Source organism: Sciscionella marina DSM 45152, assembly GCF_000379465.1.
GTDB lineage: Bacteria > Actinomycetota > Actinomycetes > Mycobacteriales > Pseudonocardiaceae > Sciscionella > Sciscionella marina.
In genome coordinates, this window is sequence record NZ_KB905381.1 from 616,487 (window position 1) to 636,876 (window position 20,390).

General features: G+C 71.1%; 23 protein-coding genes. 4 read left to right on the top strand and 19 right to left on the bottom strand.

Going from position 1 to position 20,390, the window contains the following annotated elements:
- Positions 1-29: 29 nt before the first annotated feature.
- Positions 30-638, top strand: coding sequence for a malonic semialdehyde reductase (locus tag A37U_RS0108870; protein WP_020496273.1), 609 nt, complete (start codon positions 30-32; stop codon positions 636-638).
- Here the strand turns inward: A37U_RS0108870 and A37U_RS0108875 are convergent.
- The 9 genes from A37U_RS0108875 to A37U_RS0108915 form a co-directional block, all read right to left on the bottom strand.
- Complete coding sequence (locus A37U_RS0108875; RefSeq protein WP_020496274.1) at positions 625-1,155, bottom strand: P-loop NTPase family protein; 531 nt, start codon at positions 1,153-1,155, stop codon at positions 625-627. The genes A37U_RS0108870 and A37U_RS0108875 overlap by 14 nt on opposite strands.
- Positions 1,152-1,754: a histidine phosphatase family protein gene (locus A37U_RS0108880; protein WP_020496275.1), complete on the bottom strand. Its 603-nt coding sequence runs from the start codon at positions 1,752-1,754 to the stop codon at positions 1,152-1,154. Before A37U_RS0108880 ends, A37U_RS0108875 begins: the two co-directional genes overlap by 4 nt.
- Positions 1,751-3,211, bottom strand: a complete 1,461-nt coding sequence (locus A37U_RS42885; protein ID WP_020496276.1) for an FGGY-family carbohydrate kinase — start codon at positions 3,209-3,211, stop codon at positions 1,751-1,753. Before A37U_RS42885 ends, A37U_RS0108880 begins: the two co-directional genes overlap by 4 nt.
- A complete protein-coding gene (locus A37U_RS0108890) occupies positions 3,208-3,678 on the bottom strand; it encodes a ribose-5-phosphate isomerase (RefSeq protein ID WP_020496277.1) in 471 nt (156 codons plus the stop codon). The genes A37U_RS42885 and A37U_RS0108890 overlap by 4 nt, the downstream gene beginning before the upstream one ends.
- Positions 3,675-5,387: a dihydroxyacetone kinase family protein gene (locus A37U_RS0108895; RefSeq protein WP_020496278.1), complete on the bottom strand. Its 1,713-nt coding sequence runs from the start codon at positions 5,385-5,387 to the stop codon at positions 3,675-3,677. The genes A37U_RS0108890 and A37U_RS0108895 overlap by 4 nt, the downstream gene beginning before the upstream one ends.
- Before the next feature lie 73 nt (positions 5,388-5,460).
- On the bottom strand, positions 5,461-6,099 hold the full coding sequence (locus A37U_RS0108900; RefSeq protein ID WP_020496279.1) for a class II aldolase/adducin family protein: 639 nt from the start codon (positions 6,097-6,099) through the stop codon (positions 5,461-5,463).
- Positions 6,100-7,560: an FGGY-family carbohydrate kinase gene (locus A37U_RS0108905; RefSeq protein ID WP_020496280.1), complete on the bottom strand. Its 1,461-nt coding sequence runs from the start codon at positions 7,558-7,560 to the stop codon at positions 6,100-6,102.
- 25 nt (positions 7,561-7,585) lie between these two features.
- On the bottom strand, positions 7,586-8,644 hold the full coding sequence (locus A37U_RS0108910) for a 2-hydroxyacid dehydrogenase (protein ID WP_020496281.1): 1,059 nt from the start codon (positions 8,642-8,644) through the stop codon (positions 7,586-7,588).
- The gene (locus tag A37U_RS0108915) at positions 8,644-9,339 is read right to left on the bottom strand and encodes an HAD family hydrolase (RefSeq protein ID WP_020496282.1); all 696 of its coding nucleotides are present in this window, start codon (positions 9,337-9,339) and stop codon (positions 8,644-8,646) included. The genes A37U_RS0108910 and A37U_RS0108915 overlap by 1 nt, the downstream gene beginning before the upstream one ends.
- 132 nt (positions 9,340-9,471) lie before the next feature.
- On the opposite strand from A37U_RS0108915, the gene A37U_RS0108920 reads away from it, so the two are divergent.
- Positions 9,472-10,257 carry a DeoR/GlpR family DNA-binding transcription regulator gene (locus A37U_RS0108920; RefSeq protein WP_026197009.1) on the top strand — a complete coding sequence of 262 codons (786 nt, stop codon included), beginning with the start codon at positions 9,472-9,474 and terminating at the stop codon, positions 10,255-10,257.
- A gap of 120 nt (positions 10,258-10,377) precedes the next feature.
- Complete coding sequence (locus tag A37U_RS0108925) at positions 10,378-11,316, top strand: cobalamin biosynthesis protein (protein ID WP_020496284.1); 939 nt, start codon at positions 10,378-10,380, stop codon at positions 11,314-11,316.
- Between the two features lies 1 nt (position 11,317).
- Here A37U_RS0108925 and A37U_RS0108930 read toward each other — a convergent pair whose 3' ends face one another.
- The 7 genes from A37U_RS0108930 to manB are packed head-to-tail and all read right to left on the bottom strand — an operon-like array spanning position 11,318 to position 16,464.
- Complete coding sequence (locus A37U_RS0108930) at positions 11,318-12,157, bottom strand: SURF1 family cytochrome oxidase biogenesis protein (protein ID WP_020496285.1); 840 nt, start codon at positions 12,155-12,157, stop codon at positions 11,318-11,320.
- A gap of 17 nt (positions 12,158-12,174) precedes the next feature.
- Complete coding sequence (locus A37U_RS0108935) at positions 12,175-13,014, bottom strand: fructosamine kinase family protein (protein ID WP_020496286.1); 840 nt, start codon at positions 13,012-13,014, stop codon at positions 12,175-12,177.
- The gene (locus tag A37U_RS0108940; protein ID WP_020496287.1) at positions 12,996-13,451 is read right to left on the bottom strand and encodes a low molecular weight protein-tyrosine-phosphatase; all 456 of its coding nucleotides are present in this window, start codon (positions 13,449-13,451) and stop codon (positions 12,996-12,998) included. Before A37U_RS0108940 ends, A37U_RS0108935 begins: the two co-directional genes overlap by 19 nt.
- Positions 13,448-14,065: a class I SAM-dependent DNA methyltransferase gene (locus A37U_RS0108945; protein WP_157182699.1), complete on the bottom strand. Its 618-nt coding sequence runs from the start codon at positions 14,063-14,065 to the stop codon at positions 13,448-13,450. Before A37U_RS0108945 ends, A37U_RS0108940 begins: the two co-directional genes overlap by 4 nt.
- 26 nt (positions 14,066-14,091) lie before the next feature.
- Complete coding sequence (locus A37U_RS0108950) at positions 14,092-14,499, bottom strand: GNAT family N-acetyltransferase (protein ID WP_020496289.1); 408 nt, start codon at positions 14,497-14,499, stop codon at positions 14,092-14,094.
- Positions 14,499-15,392, bottom strand: a complete 894-nt coding sequence (locus A37U_RS0108955; protein ID WP_020496290.1) for a DNA-3-methyladenine glycosylase family protein — start codon at positions 15,390-15,392, stop codon at positions 14,499-14,501. The genes A37U_RS0108950 and A37U_RS0108955 overlap by 1 nt, the downstream gene beginning before the upstream one ends.
- Positions 15,382-16,464, bottom strand: a complete 1,083-nt coding sequence (gene manB / locus A37U_RS0108960; RefSeq protein ID WP_020496291.1) for a mannose-1-phosphate guanylyltransferase — start codon at positions 16,462-16,464, stop codon at positions 15,382-15,384. The genes A37U_RS0108955 and manB overlap by 11 nt, the downstream gene beginning before the upstream one ends.
- A gap of 109 nt (positions 16,465-16,573) precedes the next feature.
- Here manB and A37U_RS0108965 point away from each other — a divergent pair, with 109 nt between their 5' ends.
- Positions 16,574-16,969, top strand: coding sequence for a hypothetical protein (locus A37U_RS0108965; protein WP_026197011.1), 396 nt, complete (start codon positions 16,574-16,576; stop codon positions 16,967-16,969).
- Between the two features lie 16 nt (positions 16,970-16,985).
- Here A37U_RS0108965 and A37U_RS0108970 read toward each other — a convergent pair whose 3' ends face one another.
- The 3 genes from A37U_RS0108970 to A37U_RS0108980 all read right to left on the bottom strand — a co-directional run bounded on the left by A37U_RS0108970 (position 16,986) and on the right by A37U_RS0108980 (position 20,389).
- A complete protein-coding gene (locus A37U_RS0108970; RefSeq protein WP_020496293.1) occupies positions 16,986-17,861 on the bottom strand; it encodes a glycosyltransferase family 2 protein in 876 nt (291 codons plus the stop codon).
- A 211-nt stretch (positions 17,862-18,072) separates the two neighbouring features.
- Positions 18,073-19,200 (bottom strand): glycosyltransferase family 4 protein, encoded by a 1,128-nt coding sequence (locus A37U_RS0108975; RefSeq protein WP_026197012.1) that lies wholly within the window; start codon positions 19,198-19,200, stop codon positions 18,073-18,075.
- A 76-nt stretch (positions 19,201-19,276) separates the two neighbouring features.
- Entirely contained in the window at positions 19,277-20,389 is a 1,113-nt protein-coding gene (locus tag A37U_RS0108980; RefSeq protein WP_020496295.1) for a glycosyltransferase family 4 protein, read from the bottom strand.
- Position 20,390: the final 1 nt, after the last annotated feature.

A 20,390-nucleotide genomic window follows, 5' to 3' on the forward strand; every position in this document is an offset into this window, starting at 1 on the left:
GGGCAAGCCGAGTGAGAAGGAGACACCCGATGACGACCGCAACCGAGCTGCTCTCGATCCCCGCCGAGGTCCAGGACCTGCTGTTCCGTGAGGCACGCACGGCGAACACGTTCACCGAAGAGCCGGTGAGCGAGGAGCAGCTGCGCGCGATCTACGACCTCGTCAAGTGGGGCCCGACCTCGATGAACCAGCAGCCACTGCGCGTGGTGCTGGTGCGCAGCGAGGAAGCCAGGCAGCGCCTGTTGCCGCATCTGATGGAGGGCAACCGGGCCAAGACCGAGCGCGCGCCGCTGACCGCGCTGCTGGCCGCGGACACCGAATTCCACGAGCGGCTGCCCGAGGTCTTCCCGCACAACCCGGGCGCCAAGAACCTGTTCGCGGACAACGAAGAATTCCGGCACACCAACGCGAAGCTGAACGCCTCCCTGCAGGTGGCCTACTTCATCATCGGAGTGCGTGCCGCCGGGCTCGCCGCGGGCCCGATGACCGGATTCGACGGGGCCGGAATCGCCGAGGAGTTCTTCCCCGGCGGGGCCCACCACCCGCTGGTCGCGATCAACATCGGCAAGCCGGGGGAGAACGCCTGGTTCGGCCGCCTGCCGCGACTGTCCTATGAGGACGTCGTCACCACCGTCTGAGCCAGGCCTCGAGTTCGCGGGTGGAACGGAACAGCAGCACCTCGGGACCGTCCTGCGCGGCGGCCCAGGTGCGCATCCGGCGGCGTTTGCGGCGAAACGAGCGGAAATGCCAGACCAGGATCGAGTCCGGGCGCAGCGTGGTGCCGATCGTCTCGATGTTCTGATTGCAGACGAGCTCCCTGGTGCGGATGCGGCGCGCCGTTCTGCGCACCAGCCGCCCCAGGGAGACCAGCCGCGGAAAGTCCAGGCAGACGATCAGGTCCACGCGGTCGAGTACGATATCCGCCCATTTCCCGTAGGCATTGTCGATCACCCAGGAGTCCGCGCTGACCGCGGCGTGGATGTGCTTGCGCTGGGTCTGCTGATCCAGCTGGACCCAGCCGGGCCGCCAGGCCAGCTCATCGGCCGGGATGAACGGAAGACCGGTCGCCGCGGCGATACGGCTCGCGGTGGCGCTTTTCCCGCTGCCGGTCACCCCGTACACGAGGATCCGCTCGGCGGTCGGCGGGCGGATCACACCTCTGCGTTGAACTCGATCAGCGCGATCGAGTCCCGGCTGACACGCAGGGTCGTGCGGGCCACGTTGCGCATCTCGGGGAACAGCTCGCGGTAGCGGTCCGGGGCGATGCCGAGGAATTCGCACAGCAGCAGGCGATTCGTGGTGGAGTGTCCGACGACGAGCAGGTGCCCGTCCGGGAATTCGTGCACCAGTTCGCGGATCGCGGGCAGGGCCCGGGCGATCACCCGGGCGCCGGGTTCCCCGCCGGGCAGCGGATTCGTCGAGGGCGCGGCATGGAACCGGCGCACATCCTCGGGAAACCGCTCGAGCATCTCCGCCTTGGTCAGGCCTTCGCCGGAGCCGAAGGAGATCTCCCGCAGCCGCGGTTCGACACGCGGCACCAGCCCGGTCGCCTCGACCGAAGGTGCCGCGGTCAACTGGGAGCGTCGCAGGTCGGTGACCACGATCGCGTCCAACCCGGCGCTCGCGGACCAGGCGGCCAGCTTCTCGGCCTGCGATTCGCCGAGCTCGGTCAGGTCGACATCGGTGCCGCCCGCGTAGCGGTTTTCCTTGTGCCACACGGTTTCCCCGTGCCGTACGAAGGTGAACGTGGTCATGATCGGAGCCATCCTCGGTTCTGCAGTGCCGCGCGGAATGCCGCGTACTGATCATCATGACGGTCGCCGCCGGGTTCGTAGACGCGGGCCACCCCGCTCATGGTCTCGGCCACCTCGGCGAGGCCACGGTCCCCGGCGGCCCAGGCCGCGAGCACCGCCATACCGGCCCCGGTCTCGGTGTTGACCGTGCGTTCGAGCCCGCGCCCGAGCACATCGGCGCGCAACTGGTTCCACCACTCGTTCTTCGTGCCACCACCACCGATCCGTATCCGGCCGTGTACCGGGAAGCCCGCGATGGCGAGCAGTTCGAAACACAGCCGTTCGGCGAAGGCGACCGCGTGCAGCACCGAGGAGAACACCCGGGCCGCACCGAACTCGGTGACCGCCTGTGCGTCGAGCGACCGGTCACCGAGGAAGCCGTACGCCTCGGGGGCGATGAACGGGAACCGCTCGCCCGGTGCGGCGAGCGGATAACAATCCAGTGGTTCGGCCGATTCCGCTTGCGCGGTCAGGGAATTCAGCTCCGCACCGGCGAACAGTTCGCTGAGCACACCGGCCCCGGCCCCGCTCGCCCCGCCGGGCAGCCAGGTTCCCGGTTCCGGCCCGCGGTGCGAATAGACGGCACCGGTCGGCTCGCCGCGCAGTTCGGTGCTGACGCCCTTGAGTACCAGGGTGGTGCCGAGCACGCTGTTCCAGTCCCCGGGGGCCAGCGCTCCGGAGCCGAGCTGTGCCGCGCAGCCGTCGGTCATCCCGGCGAACACCGGAATCCCCTGCGGCAGGCCGATTTCATCTGCTTCGCCCGCGCACAGTTCGCCGATCCGGGTTCCCGGGGTGACCACATCGGGCAGTACGGCTTCCGGGATGCCGAGCCGGTCGAACAGCGTGTGCGGCCAGCTCAGGTGCACGATGTCGAAACCGGATTTCAAGGCATGGCTGGAATCCGTGGCCACCCACGGATTCCCGGTGAGCATCCCGGTGACCACATCGGCCTGATGGGCGAGCCGGTTTCCCCGTGTGGCAAGGAGATCCGGATCGGTGAGTGCCATCCCGGACAGTTTCGTGAGCGCCCAGCTCGGGCTCGCGGTGTAGCCGAGTTTCTCCCACAGCGCCGATCCCGCCTCACGCACCGCGCCGACCCGGTCGGCCGCGCGGTTGTCGTCGTACATCAGGCCGGGGCTGCGCGGATCCCCGTCCGCGCCGAGGATCGTGAACGTACCGGAGGTGCTGTCCACCGCGATCCCGCCGACCGCCGAGCGCTGCGCCGGGCTCAGTTCCCCGGCGAGCGCCCGCAGCGCGGTGCGCGCTCCCGCGCGCCAGTGCGCGGGATCCTGCACGTGGCGGGCCCCTTCGCGCTCGCCGTGCAACGGGGCCGAGCCGACCGCGAGCTGGGTGCCGTCCTCGTCCACGGCGACCGCTCGCGCGCTCTGCGTACCGAGGTCGACACCGAGCCAGATCACGAGTCGCCGAGATCGTAGGAATCGATGGCGGCGACCTTCTCGGCCGAATTCGAGGTCTCGTCGAAGGTGTAGTCCAGCCACTGGCCGGCCAGCATCCTGGCCAGTTCCACCCCGATGACCCGCTGCCCGAAGCAGAGCACCTGGGCGTTGTTGGACAGCACCGAACGCTGTACCGAGTAGGAGTCGTGTGCGGTGACCGCGCGGATCCCGGGCACCTTGTTCGCGCTGATCGCCACTCCGAGCCCGGTGCCGCAGACCAGCAGTGCGCGGTCGGCCTTCCCTTCGGCGACCAGGCGGGCGGCGGCCACCCCGATGTGCGGGTAGTCGGTGTGTTCCTCGGCGGCCACCCCGACATCGGTCACCTCGGCGACCCGGGGATCGGCCGCGAAATCGGCCTTGAGCGTCTCCTTGAGTCCGAATCCGGCGTCATCCCCGCCGACGACGATCCGCCAAGCCTTGTCCGTCATGCGTTCTCCTCCAATACTTCCGCGATCGCGGTGACCGCGATCGCGAATGAAACCGCCCCAGGGTCCGGGGTTCCGACACTGCGTTCGGCGAGCGGGCGCGCCCTGCCCACCTTCGGGGACAGCGAGGCGGTCGCGGTACCGGCCTCGGTGGCCGCCTGCGCCGCCTTCCGCCACGCCGTCGCGAGGTCGTCCCCGCTCGCCTCGCGCAGCGCGGTGACGAACGGGTCGACGGCGTCCAGCATCGTCTTGTCCCCGAGCTCGGCCTTGCCGAGGCTGACGAGTGTTTCCAGCGCCTTTTCCGCTCCCGCGGCCACATCGGCGGTGCTCGCCGCGCGGTCCGCGGGCAGCGCGGTGCCGAAGGCGCGCAGCGCGGCGCCCCACAGCACCCCGGATGTCCCGCCCGCGTCCGCGGCCCAGGCGTCCCCGGCCGCGGCAAGCACATCCGCGGGACCGGCCTGTGCCTGCGCGGTGCGGCGCGCGGCCTGGTCCGCCGCGGTGGCGCCCTTGCTCATACCCCGGCCGTGGTCCCCGTCCCCGGCGATCGCGTCCAGCCTGCCCAGTTCCTCGCTGGCCTGCACGATGGCGGCGGAGAGGGCACCGAGTGCGGCGGACACGGTGCCCGCACAGCGCTGCCCGGCCTCCGGGGCCACCGCGAGCTCGGTTTTGCGGGCGGCCGCGTGCCGGTGCGTGTGGGTCCCCGATGAGGCGGCGACCGCGACCCCCTTGCGGTAGGCCGGGGTGTCCACTCCGGTGGACCAGAACCGTTCGAGTTCCTCGTCCAGCCAGGTCACGGTGAGCGAGCAGCCCGCCATGTCCAGGCTGGTGACCAGTTCGCCGACCTCCGGCTCCACCAGCTCCAGTCCGGCCTCGGCGAACAGCGGGGTCATCCGGGACCACAGCACGAACAGTTCCTCGTATTTGGTGCGCCCCAAGCCGTTCAGCAGTACCGCGATCCGGTTTCCCGCGCCCTGCGGGGCTTCCGCGAGCACCCCTTCCACGAGCCGCTCCGCCAGTTCGCTCGCTGAGGGCAGCTCCGTCTCGGAAATGCCCGGCTCGCCGTGGATTCCGAGACCCACACCCATTTTCCCGTCCGGAACGGTGAACAGCGGCTCCTGCTGGCCGGGCATCGTGCATCCGTCGAAGGCCACCCCGAGGCTGCGGGTGCGGGCATTGGTGGTCTCGGCGACCCGGCGCACCTCGTCGAAGGAGTACCCTGCCTCGGCCGCCCCGCTGGCCAGTTTGAACACGGTGAACCCGCCCGCGATCCCGCGCCGCTTCTCCTGCTCGGCGGCCGGGGCGCTGGCGATGTCGTCGGTGATCACGATGTTCGCCGCCGGGATCCCCTCGGCCTGCAGGCGTTGCACGGCGAGCCCGAAGTTCATGTTGTCGCCCGCGTAGTTGCCGAAGGCGAACAGCACCCCGCCACCGCACTCGGCCTCCAGTGCGACCGAGTAGGCCTGTTCCGCGGACGGCGAGGTGAAGATGTTGCCGATCACCGAACCGTCGGCGAAACCGGGACCGACCACGCCGCAGAACGCGGGGTAGTGCCCGGAACCGCCGCCGGTGATGACCGCGACCTTGCCGTCGGCACCGGGCTGCGCGCGCACCACGCCACCGGGGACCTGCCGCACGTATTTCGCGTTCGCCTCGGCGAATCCGCGCACCATGTCCTCGGCGAACCGCGCCGGATCGTCGTACAACCGAGTCATGCTGTCTCCTCGCTGGCGCTCGTCGCCGTCATGCCTATGAGTGCCGTGCTTTCTCGTTCGCTCGCAAGCTCGCTCACAAAGCCTCCTTTGGCTGTCCGTAGCCGCGGATCTTCTCGGCCACGGCGGTCATTTCCTTGTCCTCGAGCAGATTCGGCTCACCGGCGGCCTTCGCGGTGAGCCACAGCTGGGCGCACCATTCCAGGGTGCTCGCCTTGCCGACGGCCGATTCCAGGTCCCCGGCCAGGCTCAGGGTGCCGTGATTGCGCAGCAGCACGGAACTCGAACCCTCGAGCGCGCGCACCGCGTTGCGGGCGAGCTCATCGGTGCCGTAGGTCGCGTACTCGGCCACCCGCACCGGGGTCCCGCTGGTGGCGAGCATGTAGTGGATCGCGGGCACCGTCTCGCACAGCGTGGACACCGCGGTGGCGTGCAGGGCGTGCGTGTGCACGATCGCCGAGGCGTCCGGGCGCGCCGCGTACACCGCGAGATGCAGCGGAAGTTCACTGGTGGGCGCGAGCTTTCCCTGCAGCTGCACGCCTTGCGGGTCCACCACCGGAATATCCTCGGGTTTCAGGCTCCGGTAGTCCACTCCGGTCGGGGTGATGTGGATGCGCTCGCCCTCGCGCACCGAGACATTGCCCGAGGTGCCGATGACCAGTCGCTCCTCGAGCATCCGCAGACACACCGCGACGATGTGTTCGCTCGTGTCCATTCAGGACTCCTTCCAGGTGGGCCGGGCGTGTTCGACGCTGTCCAGGTAGTGCCGGAAACCCTTTTCGTAGAACGTCATCGCCCGCTCGTCCGGGCGGATCACCGTACGGTCGGCGCGCCAGATCTCCCGATCGACCGGTGCACCGACACTGTCCCATGCGGTGAGCGCGGCACCCCGGGCGCCGACCCCGGCCTCGTTGGGGATGTGCACATCCCTGCCGAGCACGTCCACGAAGATCTGCCGCCAGGCCCGCGAGCGCATCCCGCCGCCACAGGCGGACAGTTCCCCGGTGAGCCCGGCCGCCTCGATGCTGTGCCGTGCCGCGTAGGCGAGACCCTCGCACAGCGCGCGCACCAGATCCGCGCGGCTGGTGTCGATGCGCAGCCCGGTGAACTGGCCGCGTGCCGCGGGAGCCACGAACGGGGCGCGTTCGCCCGCGGGGGAGAGGAAGGACAGCGCCGAGACCCCGTTCGCTCCCGATGGGCTGGCCTCCAGCAGCGCGTCGAGTTCGCCGGTGTCCGCGCCGACCATCCGCAGCACCCAGTCCAGGCTCGCGGTGCCGACCATGGAGGGCATCGCGCGCAGATACTGCCCGTCGTTCGGCTGGCTCGGCAGCGCGATCCACATGCCCGCGGGTTCGCTCTCGGGATCGAGGTCCACCCGGTCGGTCAATACCTCGGCGCCGAGCGTGGTGCCGACCACGATGGTCCCGTCGCCCGGCGCGTTCACCCCGGCGCCGAGCGAGCAGGCCGGCAGGTCGAACGGACCGGCGGAGACCGGGAGCCCCGAGGGCAGCCCGAGCGCCGTGGCCGCTTCCCTGGTCAGCGAGAACAGGGTGCCGCGCGGGGCGGGATCGATCAGCAGCCGCCGGTAGTCGCCGAGCCCGCACGCCTCGATGGCCTCGGCGGAGTAGGAGCGGCTCGGCACGTGCAGGAACGGCAGCGAGGCATCGGAGGCGTCCACGGTCACCGCTCCGGTCAGCCGCTGCACCACCCAGTCGAGGCAGTACCCGGCGACGGCGGCGCGCTCGAGGCGTTCGGGTTCGTGCTTGGCGAGATGGGCCAGCAGCGGTCCCGCGCTGCCCGGGAACATCCCGGAACCGGTCAGCCGGTGCACCGCGCGCACCGTGCCGTCCGCGCGCCAGCGTTCCAGGGTCGGGTTCGCCCGCCCGTCCAGCCAGGAGATCGCGGGCCCGACCGCGGCGCCATCGGCGTCGCGCAGCCAGAGCCCGTCGCCCTGACCGGTGAGTGCGAGCGCGGTGACCGGAGCGGGCGCCTCGGCCGCGGTCGCCCGGATCACCTCGACCGCACTGGTCAGTACCTCCTCGAAATCCTGCTCCACATGCCCGTGTTCCAGCACGTTCAGCGTGCTGGGTTTGGTGTGCGTGACAACCGCTTTCCCCGCGCGGTCAAGCAGGAACGCCTTCGTCATGGACGTTCCGATGTCGACGCCGAGGATCATCGCGCAGCCTCCTTGCCGCGAACCCTCATCGGGCGAGCACATCCGGATTGGCGAGGTGCTCAGGACGCTCGCCACGCAGGAAGCGGGCCGCGTCGCGCGCGACGATGTGCGCGGCCCGGTGGGCGGTCTGCCGCGTGGCCCCGGCCAGGTGCGGCGTGGTGATCACGTTCGGCGCCGAGTACAGCGGCCAGTCGGCGGGCGGCGGCTCGATGTCGTACACATCCAGGGCGAGCGCACCGAGTTTCCCGCTGTGCAGCAGGCTGGGGAGCGGTTCGTAGTCCAGTAGTCCACCGCGCGCCGAGTTCACCAGCACCGCGCCCTCGGGGAGCAGCTCGAGCTGCTCGCGCCCGATCAGATGCCGGGTCTCCTCGGTGAGCCGTGCGTGCAGGCTCAGCACGGAACTGTTGCGCAGCAAGGTTTCCAGGTCCACCAGCTCGACGCCGTCCGTGTGCAGCGCTGCCGCGTCCGCGTACGGATCCGCGACGAGCACCCGGGATCCGAAGGCCCGCAGCACCCGCGCCACGATGCGCCCGATCGCGCCGTAGCCGACGAGGCCGACCGTGGTCCGGTCCAGTTCGATGCCCGCGTTCGGGTAGGCGTAGTAGTCCCCGCGCCAGGTGCCCTGCTTGAGTTCCCCGTCGCCGGCCGGGATCCGGCGCAGCGCGGCGAGCATTAGCCCGATCGCGAACTCCGCGGCGGCCGCGGCATTGCGGCCGGGGGCGAACCCGACGAGCACCCCGCGGGCAGTGGCCGCGGGGAGGTCCACGTTCACCGGACCACCCCGGCACACGCCGATGAACTTCAGCTCCGGTGCGGCGGCGAGCACCGTATCGGTGAACGGGGCCATCTGGGTCAGCGTGACCGAGACCCCGTCGAGCGCGGCGATCAGTTCCGGCTCGGATCCGCTGGCCTCGTCCACGGTGCCGATCGTGCCGAACGGTTCGTGCGGCCACGGTGCGCGCAGGGTGCGGAACTCCAGTTCGGTCCCGGTCTGTTCGCCGCCCAGTGTCTGTTCGTGGCGCAGCGCGTCGACGAACAGTTCCGGGGCGACGAACCCGTCACCCGCGGCGAGGATCTTGGCCATCAGCGGTTCTCCTTCGTGCTCAGCCCGCGCACCAGGTAATCGCGCACCTGATAGAGGTCCTTCGCGGCGAACACCGCTTTGTCCAGCGCGTCCGCGGCCGGTGGATAGGTGGGATTGGGCAGCGCGACCACGCGCATGCCCGCGGCGGCGGCGGCGCGCAGCCCGTTGCTGGAGTCCTCGACCGCGAGGCAGCGCTCCGGATCCGCGCCGAGTCTGCGCGCCGCGGCCAGGTAGACGTCCGGGTTCGGTTTCCCGCGCGGCACCTCGGCGCTGGACACGGTCGCGGTGAAGTGCGCGAGCAGGCCGTGGTGTGCGAGCACCGCGTCGATCACCCGGCGCGGCGCGGAGGAGGCCATCGCGATCGGGACACTGGCGCTGACCTCGCGCACCATCTCGGGTGCCCCGTCGAGCGGATCGATCCGGCCCTGCCCGAGTGCCCGGACCATGCCGTCGACCACGGCTTTCTCGGTGGCCTCCGCGGATTCCCCTGTTCCGGCGAAGTCGGCGAGGTAGCGCGCCCATTCCGGGGCGCTCATGCCCTGCACCGCCCTGGTCTGTTCGCTTCCCCAGTCCGCCCCGCGCTCGGCGGCGAACGCCGTCCACAGTTCTTCCCAGAGGTGTTCGCTCTCCACGATCACCCCGTCCATGTCGAAGACGACCGCCGTCGCGGCCGACGGGGGACTGGCGTTGGACATGTACTCCTCCGGTCAAATCCGACCCTACCCGGCACGTCGAATATAACTCTGCCGACGTTAATAGTCACGTTTTAGATGTTAATAATCCCGGTTATGACGGATGTCGGCGCCCGGATGGTGCACGATGGCCGCATGAGTGGGAAGTCACGCCAGACGGCACGGCAGTCGCGCCAGCGCACCATCGTGGACCACGTCGTCACCAACGGGTTCGCCTCCGCCGCGGATCTGGCCGGGCTCACCGCGGTGAGCCTGATGACGGTGCACCGCGATATCGACGAGCTCGTCGTGCGCGGGGTGCTGCGCAAGTACCACGGCGGGGTCTCCGCGCAGCCCTCCACGGTTTTCGAGAGCAGTTCGGATTTCCGGATGCACGCAGCGGTCCAGGAGAAGGAGGCGCTCGCCAAGGCCGCGCTGCGGTTCGTGCACCCGGGAATGTCGGTGATCCTGGACGATTCCACGACCGTGCTCGCGCTCGCCAGGCTGCTCGTGGACGTCGGCCCGCTCACCGTCGCCACGAACTATCTGCGCGCGATCGAGGTGTTCCGCGAGGCCGAGGATGTGCGGCTGCTCGGGCTCGGCGGGGAGTACTCGCGCACCCACGACTCGTTCATCGGGCTGTCCTGTCAGGAGGCGATCGGGCGGCTTTCCCTGGACGTGATGTTCCAGTCCACCTCCGCGATGACCGAGTCGATGACCTTCCACCAGGAGCAGGAGATCGTCCTGGTCAAGCGCGCGCTCATGGCATCGGCCTCGCTGAGGATCCTGCTCATGGACGGGAGCAAGGTGGGAAGGACCGCCCTGCACCGGTTCACCCCGGTCGTGGACTTCGACCACGTGCTCATCGCGGGCGAGGTGGACGAGGCGATCCTGGATGCGCTCGGGGAACACACCGACGTGATCCGGGTTCCGGTGCCCTGAGCATTTCGCAGCATGGTTGTTAACTTTCACACCGAGAGCGCCGGGCCGGTGCTGATCATCTCCCGGTAGGCTGCGCGCGACCAGGGTTGCGGCTAGACGAGGCGAGGATTTGCTGTGAGCATGGCGCGTGCGTTCGGGATCGTGCTCGGCGTCGCCGTGGACGAGGTGCTCGCGGATCCGCGGCGCGGCCATCCGGTCGCGCTGTTCGGTACGGCCGCGGCGAAGACCGAGCGGCTGACCTACCGGGACAGCGTGCTTCCCGGCGCGGCGCACACGCTCGTGCTCCTCGGCGGTGCCGCCGGTATCGGCCTGCTCACCGAACGACTGGGCAAGCGGCACCCGCTGCTGCGCGTGCTCGGCACCGCGGCGGCCACCTGGGCCACGGTCGGCGGTTCCACGCTCGCCGCCGAGGGCACCGCCATGGGCCGCTCGCTCGACGCGGGGGAGATCGAGGCCGCCCGCGCCCGGCTGCCGCACCTGTGCGGACGCGATCCGGAGCTGCTCGACGGCACCGAGCTCGCCCGTGCCACCGTGGAATCCGTCGCGGAGAACACCTCCGATGCCGTGGTCGCCCCACTGTTCTGGGGCGCGGTCGCCGGGATCCCCGGGCTGCTCGCCTACCGCGCGGTGAACACCCTGGACGCGATGATCGGGCACCGCAGCGAGCGCTACCGGCGGTTCGGCATGGTCGCCGCGCGCGCCGACGATGTGGCGAACCTGATCCCGGCCCGGCTCGCCGCCGCGCTGACCGCGTTCTGCGCGCCGGTGGTCGGCGGCTCCTCGGCTTCGGCGTTGCGCGCCTGGCGCCTGGACGCGGGCGCGCATCCGAGCCCGAACGCGGGCCAGGTCGAGGCCGCCTTCGCCGGGGCGCTGCAGATTCGGCTCGGCGGGCGAACCGTGTACCGGCACGGCGTGGAGGACCGCCCGGTGCTCGGGGACGGCCGCAACCCGGATGCCGGGCACGTGACCCGCGCGGTGGAACTGTCCAGGGTGACCGGCTGGGCCGCCGCCGCGCTGTGCGGGCTGCTGGGGCTCGCCGTGGGCAGGCGCGCCCACTGAATCAGCGCGAGGACAGCTCCTCGGCCCGTTCCTCCTCGGCGATGGCGGCGGCCACCGCCTTGCGCCCGTGCGGGCGGCCGCGCTGACCGTCCTGAGCGCGCTGGGCCCGCCGCTCCGGGGAGAGCGCGCCGCCCGGTTTGAGCTCGCGCCAGGTGAAGTAGCCGAGCCCGCACAGGGCCATCGCGCCGAACGCGATCCACTGCAGGGCGTAGGAGAGGAACGGCCCGGAATCGCGCTGGGGGAGCGGTATCACGCCGAGCACACCCGGCTGGTCCTCGGTGAGGGTATAGGAACCGGAGCGCAGTGCGACCCCGGTGGTCTTGCCGACGGTGCCCGAGTTGACCGCGTAGACCTGGGTGCGCCCGTCCGCGCGCATGGTCTGCCCGCTGCGTTCCCCGGTCTCGTCCGGATGCACCCGCGCGGTGACCGTGACCGCGCCACCGGGTGCGGCGGGATAGGCCGGGGGTTTGCCGTTCTCCTGCTTGACGTAGCCGCGGTTGATCAGCAGCGGGGCGCCGCCGTCCGGGCGGAACGGGGTGAGCACCTCGTAGGCGGGATCCCCGTCCACCGAACGCAGCCTGGCCAGTACCTCTTCACCGGGCAGGTAGTGCCCGCGCACGGTGACCGCGCGCCAGGCATTGCTCTGCGGGTCCCCGTGCAGCGAGCTCAGCGCGACCGGATCGGAATCGAGAGCCCTGGTGATGGCGGCGTTCTGCTGTTCGCGCTCGGAATTGCGGCCGAACTGCCACGGGGAGAGGATCCAGAAGCACGCGCCGGCGAACACGAGTACGCCGAGTACCGTGGCCAGCCATCCGGGGCGAAGCAGAAACCGCAACCGCACCCTTTCACGGTAGCCCCTCAGCCGATTCGCAGTGCGGCCAGTGCCGCCCTGCGGGCCGATCCGGCGTACCCACCGCCGAACAGCACGGTGTGCACGAGCAGCGGGAACAACTGGTGCAGCGGGATCCGCTCGCGCCAGCCGTCCGCGAGCGGCCACCGATCGGTGTACCCGTCCAGGATCTCGGGCAACCGCGGGCAGCCGAACAGGGCGAGCATCGCCAGGTCGGTTTCCCGGTGCCCGCCGTGCGCGCTCGGGTCGATCAGCCAGGCCTGCCCGGCGCCGTCCCAGAGCACATTGCCGTTCCACAGGTCCCCGTGCAACCGGGCGGGCGGTTCGGGCGGGCCGCCGAGTTCGGGAAGCCGCTCGGTCACCCGTTCGATCAGCCGGGCGCCCTCGGCATCGATGCTGCCCTGGTCCGCGGCCATGCGCAGGTAGAACAGCACCCGGTGCTCGGCGTACCACCGCGCCCAGGAATCGGATTCCGCGAGCGGCAGCGGGGCGGTGCCGACCCACCCACCGAGTTCCTGCGCACTGGCCACGGCTCCGAACGCGGGCGCCCCGCTGGCGTGCAGCCCGGCCAGTGCCGCGCCGAACTCGGCGGGCGCACCCGCCGAACCCGCCGTGATCCGCTCGGTGAGCAGCCACTGTTCGTCGGCCGCGTACACCTCGGGCACCCGGACCGTTCCGGAGGAACGCAGCCAGTCCAGCCCGGCAGCCTCGACCAGGCTCGCCCCGCGCGCGTGCGCCCGTTTCGCGACCGCGAGCCGGCCATCGGGAAGCCGCAGCTCGCCGGCCCCGCGCCCGTTCGCGTAGCGCTCACCGAGCAGGGCCTGGATGTTCACGCCGTCCTGATCCACTCCAGCAAGCCTGGCATGCAGCGCTCGATGCACGCGAGCAGTTCGGTGAATCCGTGCTCGCCGCCGTAGTAGGGATCGGGCACCTCGGCGGCGGTTTCCCCGGCAAGCGGGTCGAAGCTGCGGAACAGCCGCACCCGCCCCGGATCGGTGGCCCGCAGCAGCGCGCGGCGGTGCCCGGAATCCATGGCGAGCAGGAGATCGGCCTCGATGTGGTTCGGGTTGACCTGAGCCGCCCGGTGCTCGTCGTCGTATCCGGCCTCGGCGAGCACGGCCGCGGCCCGTTCGTCCATCGGCTCACCCGCGTGCCAGGGCCCGATACCCGCGCTGCTGACCGTGACGCCCTCGATGCCCTCCTCGGCGAGCTTCGCGCGCAGCACCGACTCGGCCATCGGGGACCGGCAGATGTTGCCGGTGCACACGAAGCAGACGTGGGTCATTCGGCCACCGCGTACAGATACAGCTGGTCCTCGAACTCGCCGGGGCTGAGCTCGATCTCCTGGCGCTGCACGGTTTCCACGGTGAACCCGGCTCGGCGCACCACGGCGATCAGTTCGTCCTCGGGGTAGGCGCTGAACCGGACCTGGACCCCGAAGAACTCGCCGGGGGCGTCGTCCAGGTCGCCGTCCACCATGCCGAGCGCGAACGGGGCGCCCGGGTGCAGCAGCGAGCGCACCGTGGCCAGCACCCGGTCGATGTCCGCGCGCGGCAGCATGAGCAGGGAGAAGAAGGCGGTCACCGCGTCGAAACGGCCGATGTCCTCGGGCAGTTCGCGCATATCGGCGTGGACGAACTCGCCGGAGGGCACCCGTTCGCGGGCCTTCTCCAGCATGCGTGCGGAGGTGTCCACGCCGACGATGTCCAGTCCACCCTCGGCGAGCTGCTGCGCGGTCGGCCAACCGCTGCCGCAGCCGAGGTCGAGCACCCGGGAGCGAGGACCAGTGCGGTCGGTGAGCCAGGCCCCCGCCGCGATCTGAGCCGAGCGCTGGGTGAATGCTTCGTCGTAGCGCTCGCCGATCTCATCGAACGCGACGTGCTCGGTTTGTTCCTCCATCCGGCCCATTGTGCTTTGCGCGGAACTCACACCCGGAACTGGGTCAGATCGATCAGCCCCGCGCTCGTCGGGGTGAACCCGCAGGAGTCGAAGTAGAACGAGCCGAGTTCGGCGCGGAAGTCCACGTGCAGCCACGTGCAGCCGGCCCGGTGCGCGCCCTGGGCCGCGTGCCCGCACAGCGCGGTGCCGATCCCCCGATGCTGGTGCTCCGGATGGGTCTTGGTGTCCAGCAGGAAGGCGTGATCACCGCCGTCCCAGGCCACGTTCACGAAACCGACGAGGCGGCCCGGCCCGGTACGCCCGCTCACCCAGCCGAGGCTGTGCGGGCGGATCCGCTCCCACCAGCCGGTTTCGGCGTTCCCGCCGTGCGCGAGGGTCAGTTCCACGAGCTCGGGTCCGGTGACCGTGTCCCGCCACCGGTATTCGATGTCCATCAGCGATCACGGTAGTTGCGCGCCGGACTGCGCGGACCGAAGCGGGGGCGTCGCCACCCGGCGGCCTCGAGGTAGCGCACCACCCGATGGCGCTGCGGGGCATACGGTTCGAGCAGCTCGGCGAGGCCGTCGTCGTCCAGATCGTGCCCGAGCAGGGCGTGCCCGATCACGTTCGGAATGTGGAAGTCCCCGAAGCTCACCGCGTCCGGATCGCCCCAGGCACGCTGGGCGACCTCGGCCGCGGTCCACACTCCGATCCCGGGAACCTTGCACAACAGCGCCCTCCCGGGGGCGCCGCGCAACCGCACCGCCTGCTCCAGCCGGTCGGCGACCACGGCCGCGCGCTGGATGGCGCGGCGTCGCGCCCCGTCCACCCCGCAGCGGTGCCATTCCCAGTCGCGCAGCCCGCGCACGGTGGCCGGGGCGGGGGCAGTGTGCATCCGCTCGCCGAGCGGGGTGCCGTGCCCGCGGGCGAGCTCCCGCCAGGAACGGCGCGCCTCGTACCCGGTCACCAGCTGCTCGAGGATCGCGGCGAGCAGCACATCCCAGAGGTGCCCGGTGGCGCCGAGCCGCAGCCCGGGCAACCGTTTCCGCGCCTCGGCGACCGGACCGTGGTGCGCGGTGAACGCCGAATCGTCATCGCCCGCGCCGAGCAGCGCGGGCACCGTCTCCAGGCACCAGTCCGCGCCCGGCCCGCTCGCCCGTACCGCGACCTCGCCACCGGCCTGCGCGATCCGTTGCAGTGCCGGGCCGTGCGGGGTGTTGCGGGCCAGCAGCACCTCCCCGGCCGGTTCGGTGCGGAACGCCGGATCCCCGGCTCCCCTGCGCAGCGGGGCGAGCACCGCGTGCACATCGAGCGGGTACCCCGGCCGCCAGCGGCGCTCACTCGTCACTGGAGAACCGGATCCCCGTTTCCGGAAGATGCACGCCCGGCCACACCCGCGCCCCGCAGAGCAGTTCGCAGTTCGGGCCCACCTCGGCGCCGTCCCCGATGACCGCCCCGTCGAGCACCGCACCGGTGCCGATCCGCGCACCCGCGCCGATCACCGAACGGCGCACCAGCGCCCCGGCACCGACCTGGGTGTCGTCGAACACCACCGAAGCGGTCACCTGGGCTTCGGCGCCGATCTCGGTGCGTGCCCCGATCGTGGAGCCACCGGTGACCGTGCCGTACACCACCGCGTCCTCGAGCAGGATCGCCTCGCCGGGTGCGGAGGGCAGTGCGGCGGACGGGGCGAGCCCGGTCGCCAGGTCCACCGAGCCCTGCACGAATGCCGAGGGCGTACCGAGATCCAGCCAGTAGGAGGAATCCACGTGACCGTGCACCCGGGCACCCGAGGAGAGCAGCCCGGGAAAGGTCTCGCGCTCCACCGAGACCCGCCGCCCCGCCGGGATGTCCTCGATCACCTCGCGGCGGAACGCGTAACAGCCCGCGTTGATCTGATCGGTGGGCGGATCGGCGGACTTCTCCAGGAACGCGGTCACCCAGCCCTCGTCGTCGGTGGGCACACAGCCGAACGGGCGCGGATCGTGCACCTTCACCAGATGCAGTGTCGCGTCCGCGGAATTCTCCCGGTGCGTGGCGAGTACCGCGCGCGGATCCACCCCGGAGAGGATGTCCCCGTTGAACACGAGCACATCCTTGTGCCGCAAGCGATCGGCGACATTGCGGATGGCGCCCGCGGTGTCCAGCGGCTCGGACTCGACCACGTACTCCAGCTCGATACCCAGTTCCTCGCCGTCACCGAAGTACTCGGTGAACACCTCGGCCTTGTAGGAGGTGCCGAGCACCACGTGGCGCACCCCGGCCGCGGCGATGCGGGAGAGCAGATGGCGCAGGAACGGCACCCCCGCGGTCGGCAGCATCGGTTTCGGAGTGGCGAGGGTGAGCGGCCGCAACCGGGTGCCCTTGCCGCCGACGAGCACGACCGCGTCGACGTCACTGACGGTTGTCCCTGACGACATGCCGAATTCCGCTCCTTGTCCTGACACCGGGCCCTGGTGGCGATACGCTTTGTGCAGAGGAGTCAACCGTATCGCCGTCAGCATGCGCGGCGTGAAAAGGGAGGTCGCCATGGACCCCCGCGATCGGGCGGATGCGGTGCTCGAACGCGCCAGTGCTCTGCGGCGCGGTGTCGTCACCCCCATCAATGCCACCTCCCCGATGGATGCCTCCGCGACCTCCAGAATCCGCCGTTCGGTCGTGGAAGAGGCACAGCGCAGGGTCGAGGAACAGGACACCCAGTCGATTCCCGCACCGGGTGCGCCGCACGAGGGCGAGGAGACCACCCAGCCGGTGCGCGAAGGCGCCACCCAGCCTGTGCACCGCCCGCAGGCCGCGGCACCGCGCGCCGAGCAGCGGGTCGCCGAGGATGAGCCCACCACCGACCTCGGCGGGCTCATCCCGACCGTGGCACAGCAGCCGAAGAAGCCGCGCTCGCTTTCCGACCGTCTCTCCGGTTTGGACTGACAGCTGTTCGAACGAGTTATCGTTCCGCGCGGATCTGCAGGGCCGCGCGGGCCGCGAGTCCTGCCTTGATCACCAGGCGCAGCGGTAGCCAGCGCGGACCGGGGTGCCGGTCGGCGAGGTAGCGGTAGGCGCTGTCGTGGTGGGCCCGCACCATGCGCGCCGATGCCTGTTTGGTGGAGTGCCCGCCGATGTGGGTGATCTCCGCGCTGGGCACGTAGACGTTCAGCCAGCCCGCGCAGGTGAGCCGGTCGCCGAGATCCACATCCTCGAAGTACATGAAATACCGGGTGTCGAATCCGCCGATCTGCTCGAACGCCTCGCGGCGCAGCAGCATGCAGGAACCGGAAAGCCACCCCGCGTTCCGCTCGGTCACCGCCGTGTCGGATTGCCGGTAACCCCGGCTGGCGGGGTTGCTCGGCCACACCGCGCCGAGCGCCGCGTGCAGCGTGCCACGCCACAGCGAGGGCTGCAGCCGGGCCGAGGGATAGACGCTGCCGTCCACCTCGCGCACCAGCGGGCCGAAGGCGCCGCCGCGTGGCCAGCGCTCGGTCGCGGCGAGCAGTTCGTCGATGCTGCCCTCGGCGAAGAAGAGGTCGGCGTTGCAGATGACCACCCAGCCGTATTCCGTGCCGAGTTCGGCGACTCCGCGGTTCATTCCGCCGCCGTAGCCGAGGTTGCTCCCGGTCGGCACCAGCGTCACGTTGTCCCGCGCCGCGGCCACCTTTTCCGGTGCGCCGTCGGTGGACCCGTTGTCCGCGACGATGATCCGCACTTCGCGTTCGGTCGCCTTGCTCACCGATTCGCACATCGCGTCGAGGGTTTCGCCCGGCGAGTAGGTCACCGTGACAACGGCGAGTTCCTCGCCGTACTGGTCGCGATACCGAGAGCACATCTGAGAACTCCATGTCCTACTGCGCGGGGCCAGCGCGGCGCCTCGCTTCGTTGTCGTCAATCGCCGTAGAGCCCCGCTACGGCTCATTCCTCCGCCTGGCGATGCATCCACGCTGACTCCCGCTCGCGACGGACGAGAGCTCTCAGACGTACTCTGAGAGCCGTTCACGGCTGGTTATTGTGCCCGAACTCGTCGCGCAGCCGTGCGCCGGTCACCGTCGGCGGTAGCGGGCGGCGGCGCGCGCGTAGGCCTCGCGGTGCTGCACGGCCGCCGTCGCCCAGGAGAACTCCTTGGCTCTTCGCTGCGCGGCCGCACCGAGCTGGGCGCGCTGGGAGGGATCGTCGAGCAGCTCGTCCAGGCCGGCCGCGATGTCTCCGGCGCCGACTCCCCGGTAGTGCACCGCGTCCCCGCCGACCTCGCCGATCGCCAGCCGGTCGGTGGTGAGCACGCAGCCGCCGCAGCTCATCGCCTCGAGCACGGGAAGACCGAAGCCCTCACCGAAACTCGGATAGGCCACGATGCCCGCCCCGCCGAGGAATCCGGAGAGCAGGTCCAGCGGCAGGTAACCGGCGCGCAGGACCCGCAGCCGCCGCGGCACCGAGGCCAGCGCCCGCTCGACCTGTCCGTCCCACCCCGGCTGCCCGGCGAGCACCAGCACCGGCGGTTCCGCGCGATGCGCGCTCGCCTCGGTGAACCCGCGGATGAGCGCGGGCACGTTCTTGCGCGGTTCGAGCGCGCCGAGGAACGCGATGAACTCGGCGTCCCCGAGATCGAGCAGCGCACGGACCTCGGCGACCTCCTCCGGGGACGGCGGGTGGAAGGTCGCGGTGTCCACCCCGTGCGGGCTCACCGGCAGCATCTCCCGGTTCGCCCCGGCGACCTGGACCAGCTCGTTCGCCGTCGCCTCCGAGGGCACCACGCACAGTTCGGCGGCGGCCAGCGAACGGCGGGTCCAGGTGCGGAAGAACATCGCCTTGACCGTGGAGTGCATCGCGGCGCCGGTGAAGAAGGTCGCGTCGTGAATGGTCACCACCGAGGCGGCCTGTTTGGCCAGCGGCATCGTGTAGTGCGGGGAGTGCAGCACCTCCGCGCCGAGCGAGCGCACCAGCCTGGGCAGCTGCATCTGCTCCCACACCAGCCGGGCGGTGCGCGTCGCGACCGACTCGGCCGCGGTGACCACCTCGGCGTGCGGGGCGAGGCCGGCGTAGAGCTCGGTGTCCCGCGGCTGGCAGACGACGGCGAGCCGGGCACCGTCCGCGTCCAGTGCGGCGACGAGGGAATCCACATAACGGCCGACGCCACCTCGATCAGCGGGGACCGCGGTGGCGTCGATGAGCACACGTGGATCTGACACCGTCACGTGCAGCAGGGTACGACGTGGACAACCCTCGGTGGTCGGCTACGGCGAGATTCTCTCACCGCGGGCACCGAACGTGATGCGCCTCCAGGTGCGCGGCCCACACCCGTGCCGCGGAATCCGCCCAGGTGAACGCCTTCGCGCGGGCCCTGGCCGCGGTGACCCTGGCCGCGGTGGCCGCCGTGTTCTCGAACACATCGCGTAGTACGGCGGCCAGGGCGCGGGCATCGCCGACCGGGAAACCGAGCCCGGTGCCGTTCGCGAGTTCGACGAGGGCGGGCGCGTTCGAATGCACCACGGGGACCTCGGCGGCCATCGCCTCGAGCACCGGGAGGCCGAACCCCTCCGAACGGCTCGGCGCCACCAGGGCGGCGGCCCGGTGCAGCACGGTGGCCAGTTCGGCATCGGTGACCGCGCCGAGTTCCAGCGGGGCGGGCAGCCCGAGCCCGGCGGCGAGCCGATCCGGTTCGACCTGCCCCCAGCCGCGGGGCCCGGCTAGCACCAGCGGCAGCGTGGGCGCACCCGGTTCGGCGAGCGCGCGCAGCAGCACCTCGGCGCCCTTGCGCGGTTCCACGGTGCCGATCATCAGCAGGTATTCGGGTGGCAGCCGCAACCGCGCCGCGATGGCTCCGGCGTCCTCGGGTGGCTTCTCGAGTGCCGTGGTCCTGCCGTGGCCGACCACGGTGAGCGGTGCGCCGCCGATCCGCGGGCGCAGCTGCGCGCCGACCGCGGCGGTGGGCACCAGGATCGTGTCCGCCGCGCGCGCCGCCTGCGCGATCGCCTTCCGATGCCAGCGCGCACCGCGCGGGGTCAGCGTGTCCGGATGGGTGAACGGGACGGTGTCGTGCACCGTCACCACCAGCCCCTTGCCGCGTCGCGCGGGCGGGGCGAGCGGGGTGGGGGCGTGCACCGAATCGCCGCCCGGCCACAGCGGGATCCGCCGCTCCCAGGCCGCGATCAGGGCCCTGCGGGGCAAAGCGAGCATGCCCGGGCCCGCGACCCCTTCGATCGCGGCCACCGCGGGATCCGCGCAGCGCGGCACCACCGAGCGCACCGTCCACCCGGGTGGCGCCGTCGCGGCCAGTGCCGCCCCGAGCTCGCGCGTGTAGCGCCCGGTGCCGCCGGGGACCGGGGCGAGCAGCTGATCGGCAAGCAGGACGAGCTCAGGCACA

Excerpts from the sequence above, each read along its gene's own strand:
- A37U_RS0108870 (WP_020496273.1), top strand. The coding sequence starts at position 30 with ATGACGACCGCAACCGAGCTGCTCTCGATCCCCGCCGAGGTCCAGGAC.
- A37U_RS0108880 (WP_020496275.1), bottom strand. The coding sequence starts at position 1,754 with ATGACCACGTTCACCTTCGTACGGCACGGGGAAACCGTGTGGCACAAG.
- A37U_RS0108890 (WP_020496277.1), bottom strand. The coding sequence starts at position 3,678 with ATGACGGACAAGGCTTGGCGGATCGTCGTCGGCGGGGATGACGCCGGA.
- A37U_RS0108895 (WP_020496278.1), bottom strand. The coding sequence starts at position 5,387 with ATGACTCGGTTGTACGACGATCCGGCGCGGTTCGCCGAGGACATGGTG.
- A37U_RS0108900 (WP_020496279.1), bottom strand. The coding sequence starts at position 6,099 with ATGGACACGAGCGAACACATCGTCGCGGTGTGTCTGCGGATGCTCGAG.
- A37U_RS0108905 (WP_020496280.1), bottom strand. The coding sequence starts at position 7,560 with ATGATCCTCGGCGTCGACATCGGAACGTCCATGACGAAGGCGTTCCTG.
- A37U_RS0108910 (WP_020496281.1), bottom strand. The coding sequence starts at position 8,644 with ATGGCCAAGATCCTCGCCGCGGGTGACGGGTTCGTCGCCCCGGAACTG.
- A37U_RS0108915 (WP_020496282.1), bottom strand. The coding sequence starts at position 9,339 with ATGTCCAACGCCAGTCCCCCGTCGGCCGCGACGGCGGTCGTCTTCGAC.
- A37U_RS0108920 (WP_026197009.1), top strand. The coding sequence starts at position 9,472 with ATGAGTGGGAAGTCACGCCAGACGGCACGGCAGTCGCGCCAGCGCACC.
- A37U_RS0108925 (WP_020496284.1), top strand. The coding sequence starts at position 10,378 with ATGGCGCGTGCGTTCGGGATCGTGCTCGGCGTCGCCGTGGACGAGGTG.
- A37U_RS0108940 (WP_020496287.1), bottom strand. The coding sequence starts at position 13,451 with ATGACCCACGTCTGCTTCGTGTGCACCGGCAACATCTGCCGGTCCCCG.
- A37U_RS0108945 (WP_157182699.1), bottom strand. The coding sequence starts at position 14,065 with ATGGAGGAACAAACCGAGCACGTCGCGTTCGATGAGATCGGCGAGCGC.
- A37U_RS0108950 (WP_020496289.1), bottom strand. The coding sequence starts at position 14,499 with ATGGACATCGAATACCGGTGGCGGGACACGGTCACCGGACCCGAGCTC.
- manB (WP_020496291.1), bottom strand. The coding sequence starts at position 16,464 with ATGTCGTCAGGGACAACCGTCAGTGACGTCGACGCGGTCGTGCTCGTC.
- A37U_RS0108965 (WP_026197011.1), top strand. The coding sequence starts at position 16,574 with ATGGACCCCCGCGATCGGGCGGATGCGGTGCTCGAACGCGCCAGTGCT.
- A37U_RS0108970 (WP_020496293.1), bottom strand. The coding sequence starts at position 17,861 with ATGTGCTCTCGGTATCGCGACCAGTACGGCGAGGAACTCGCCGTTGTC.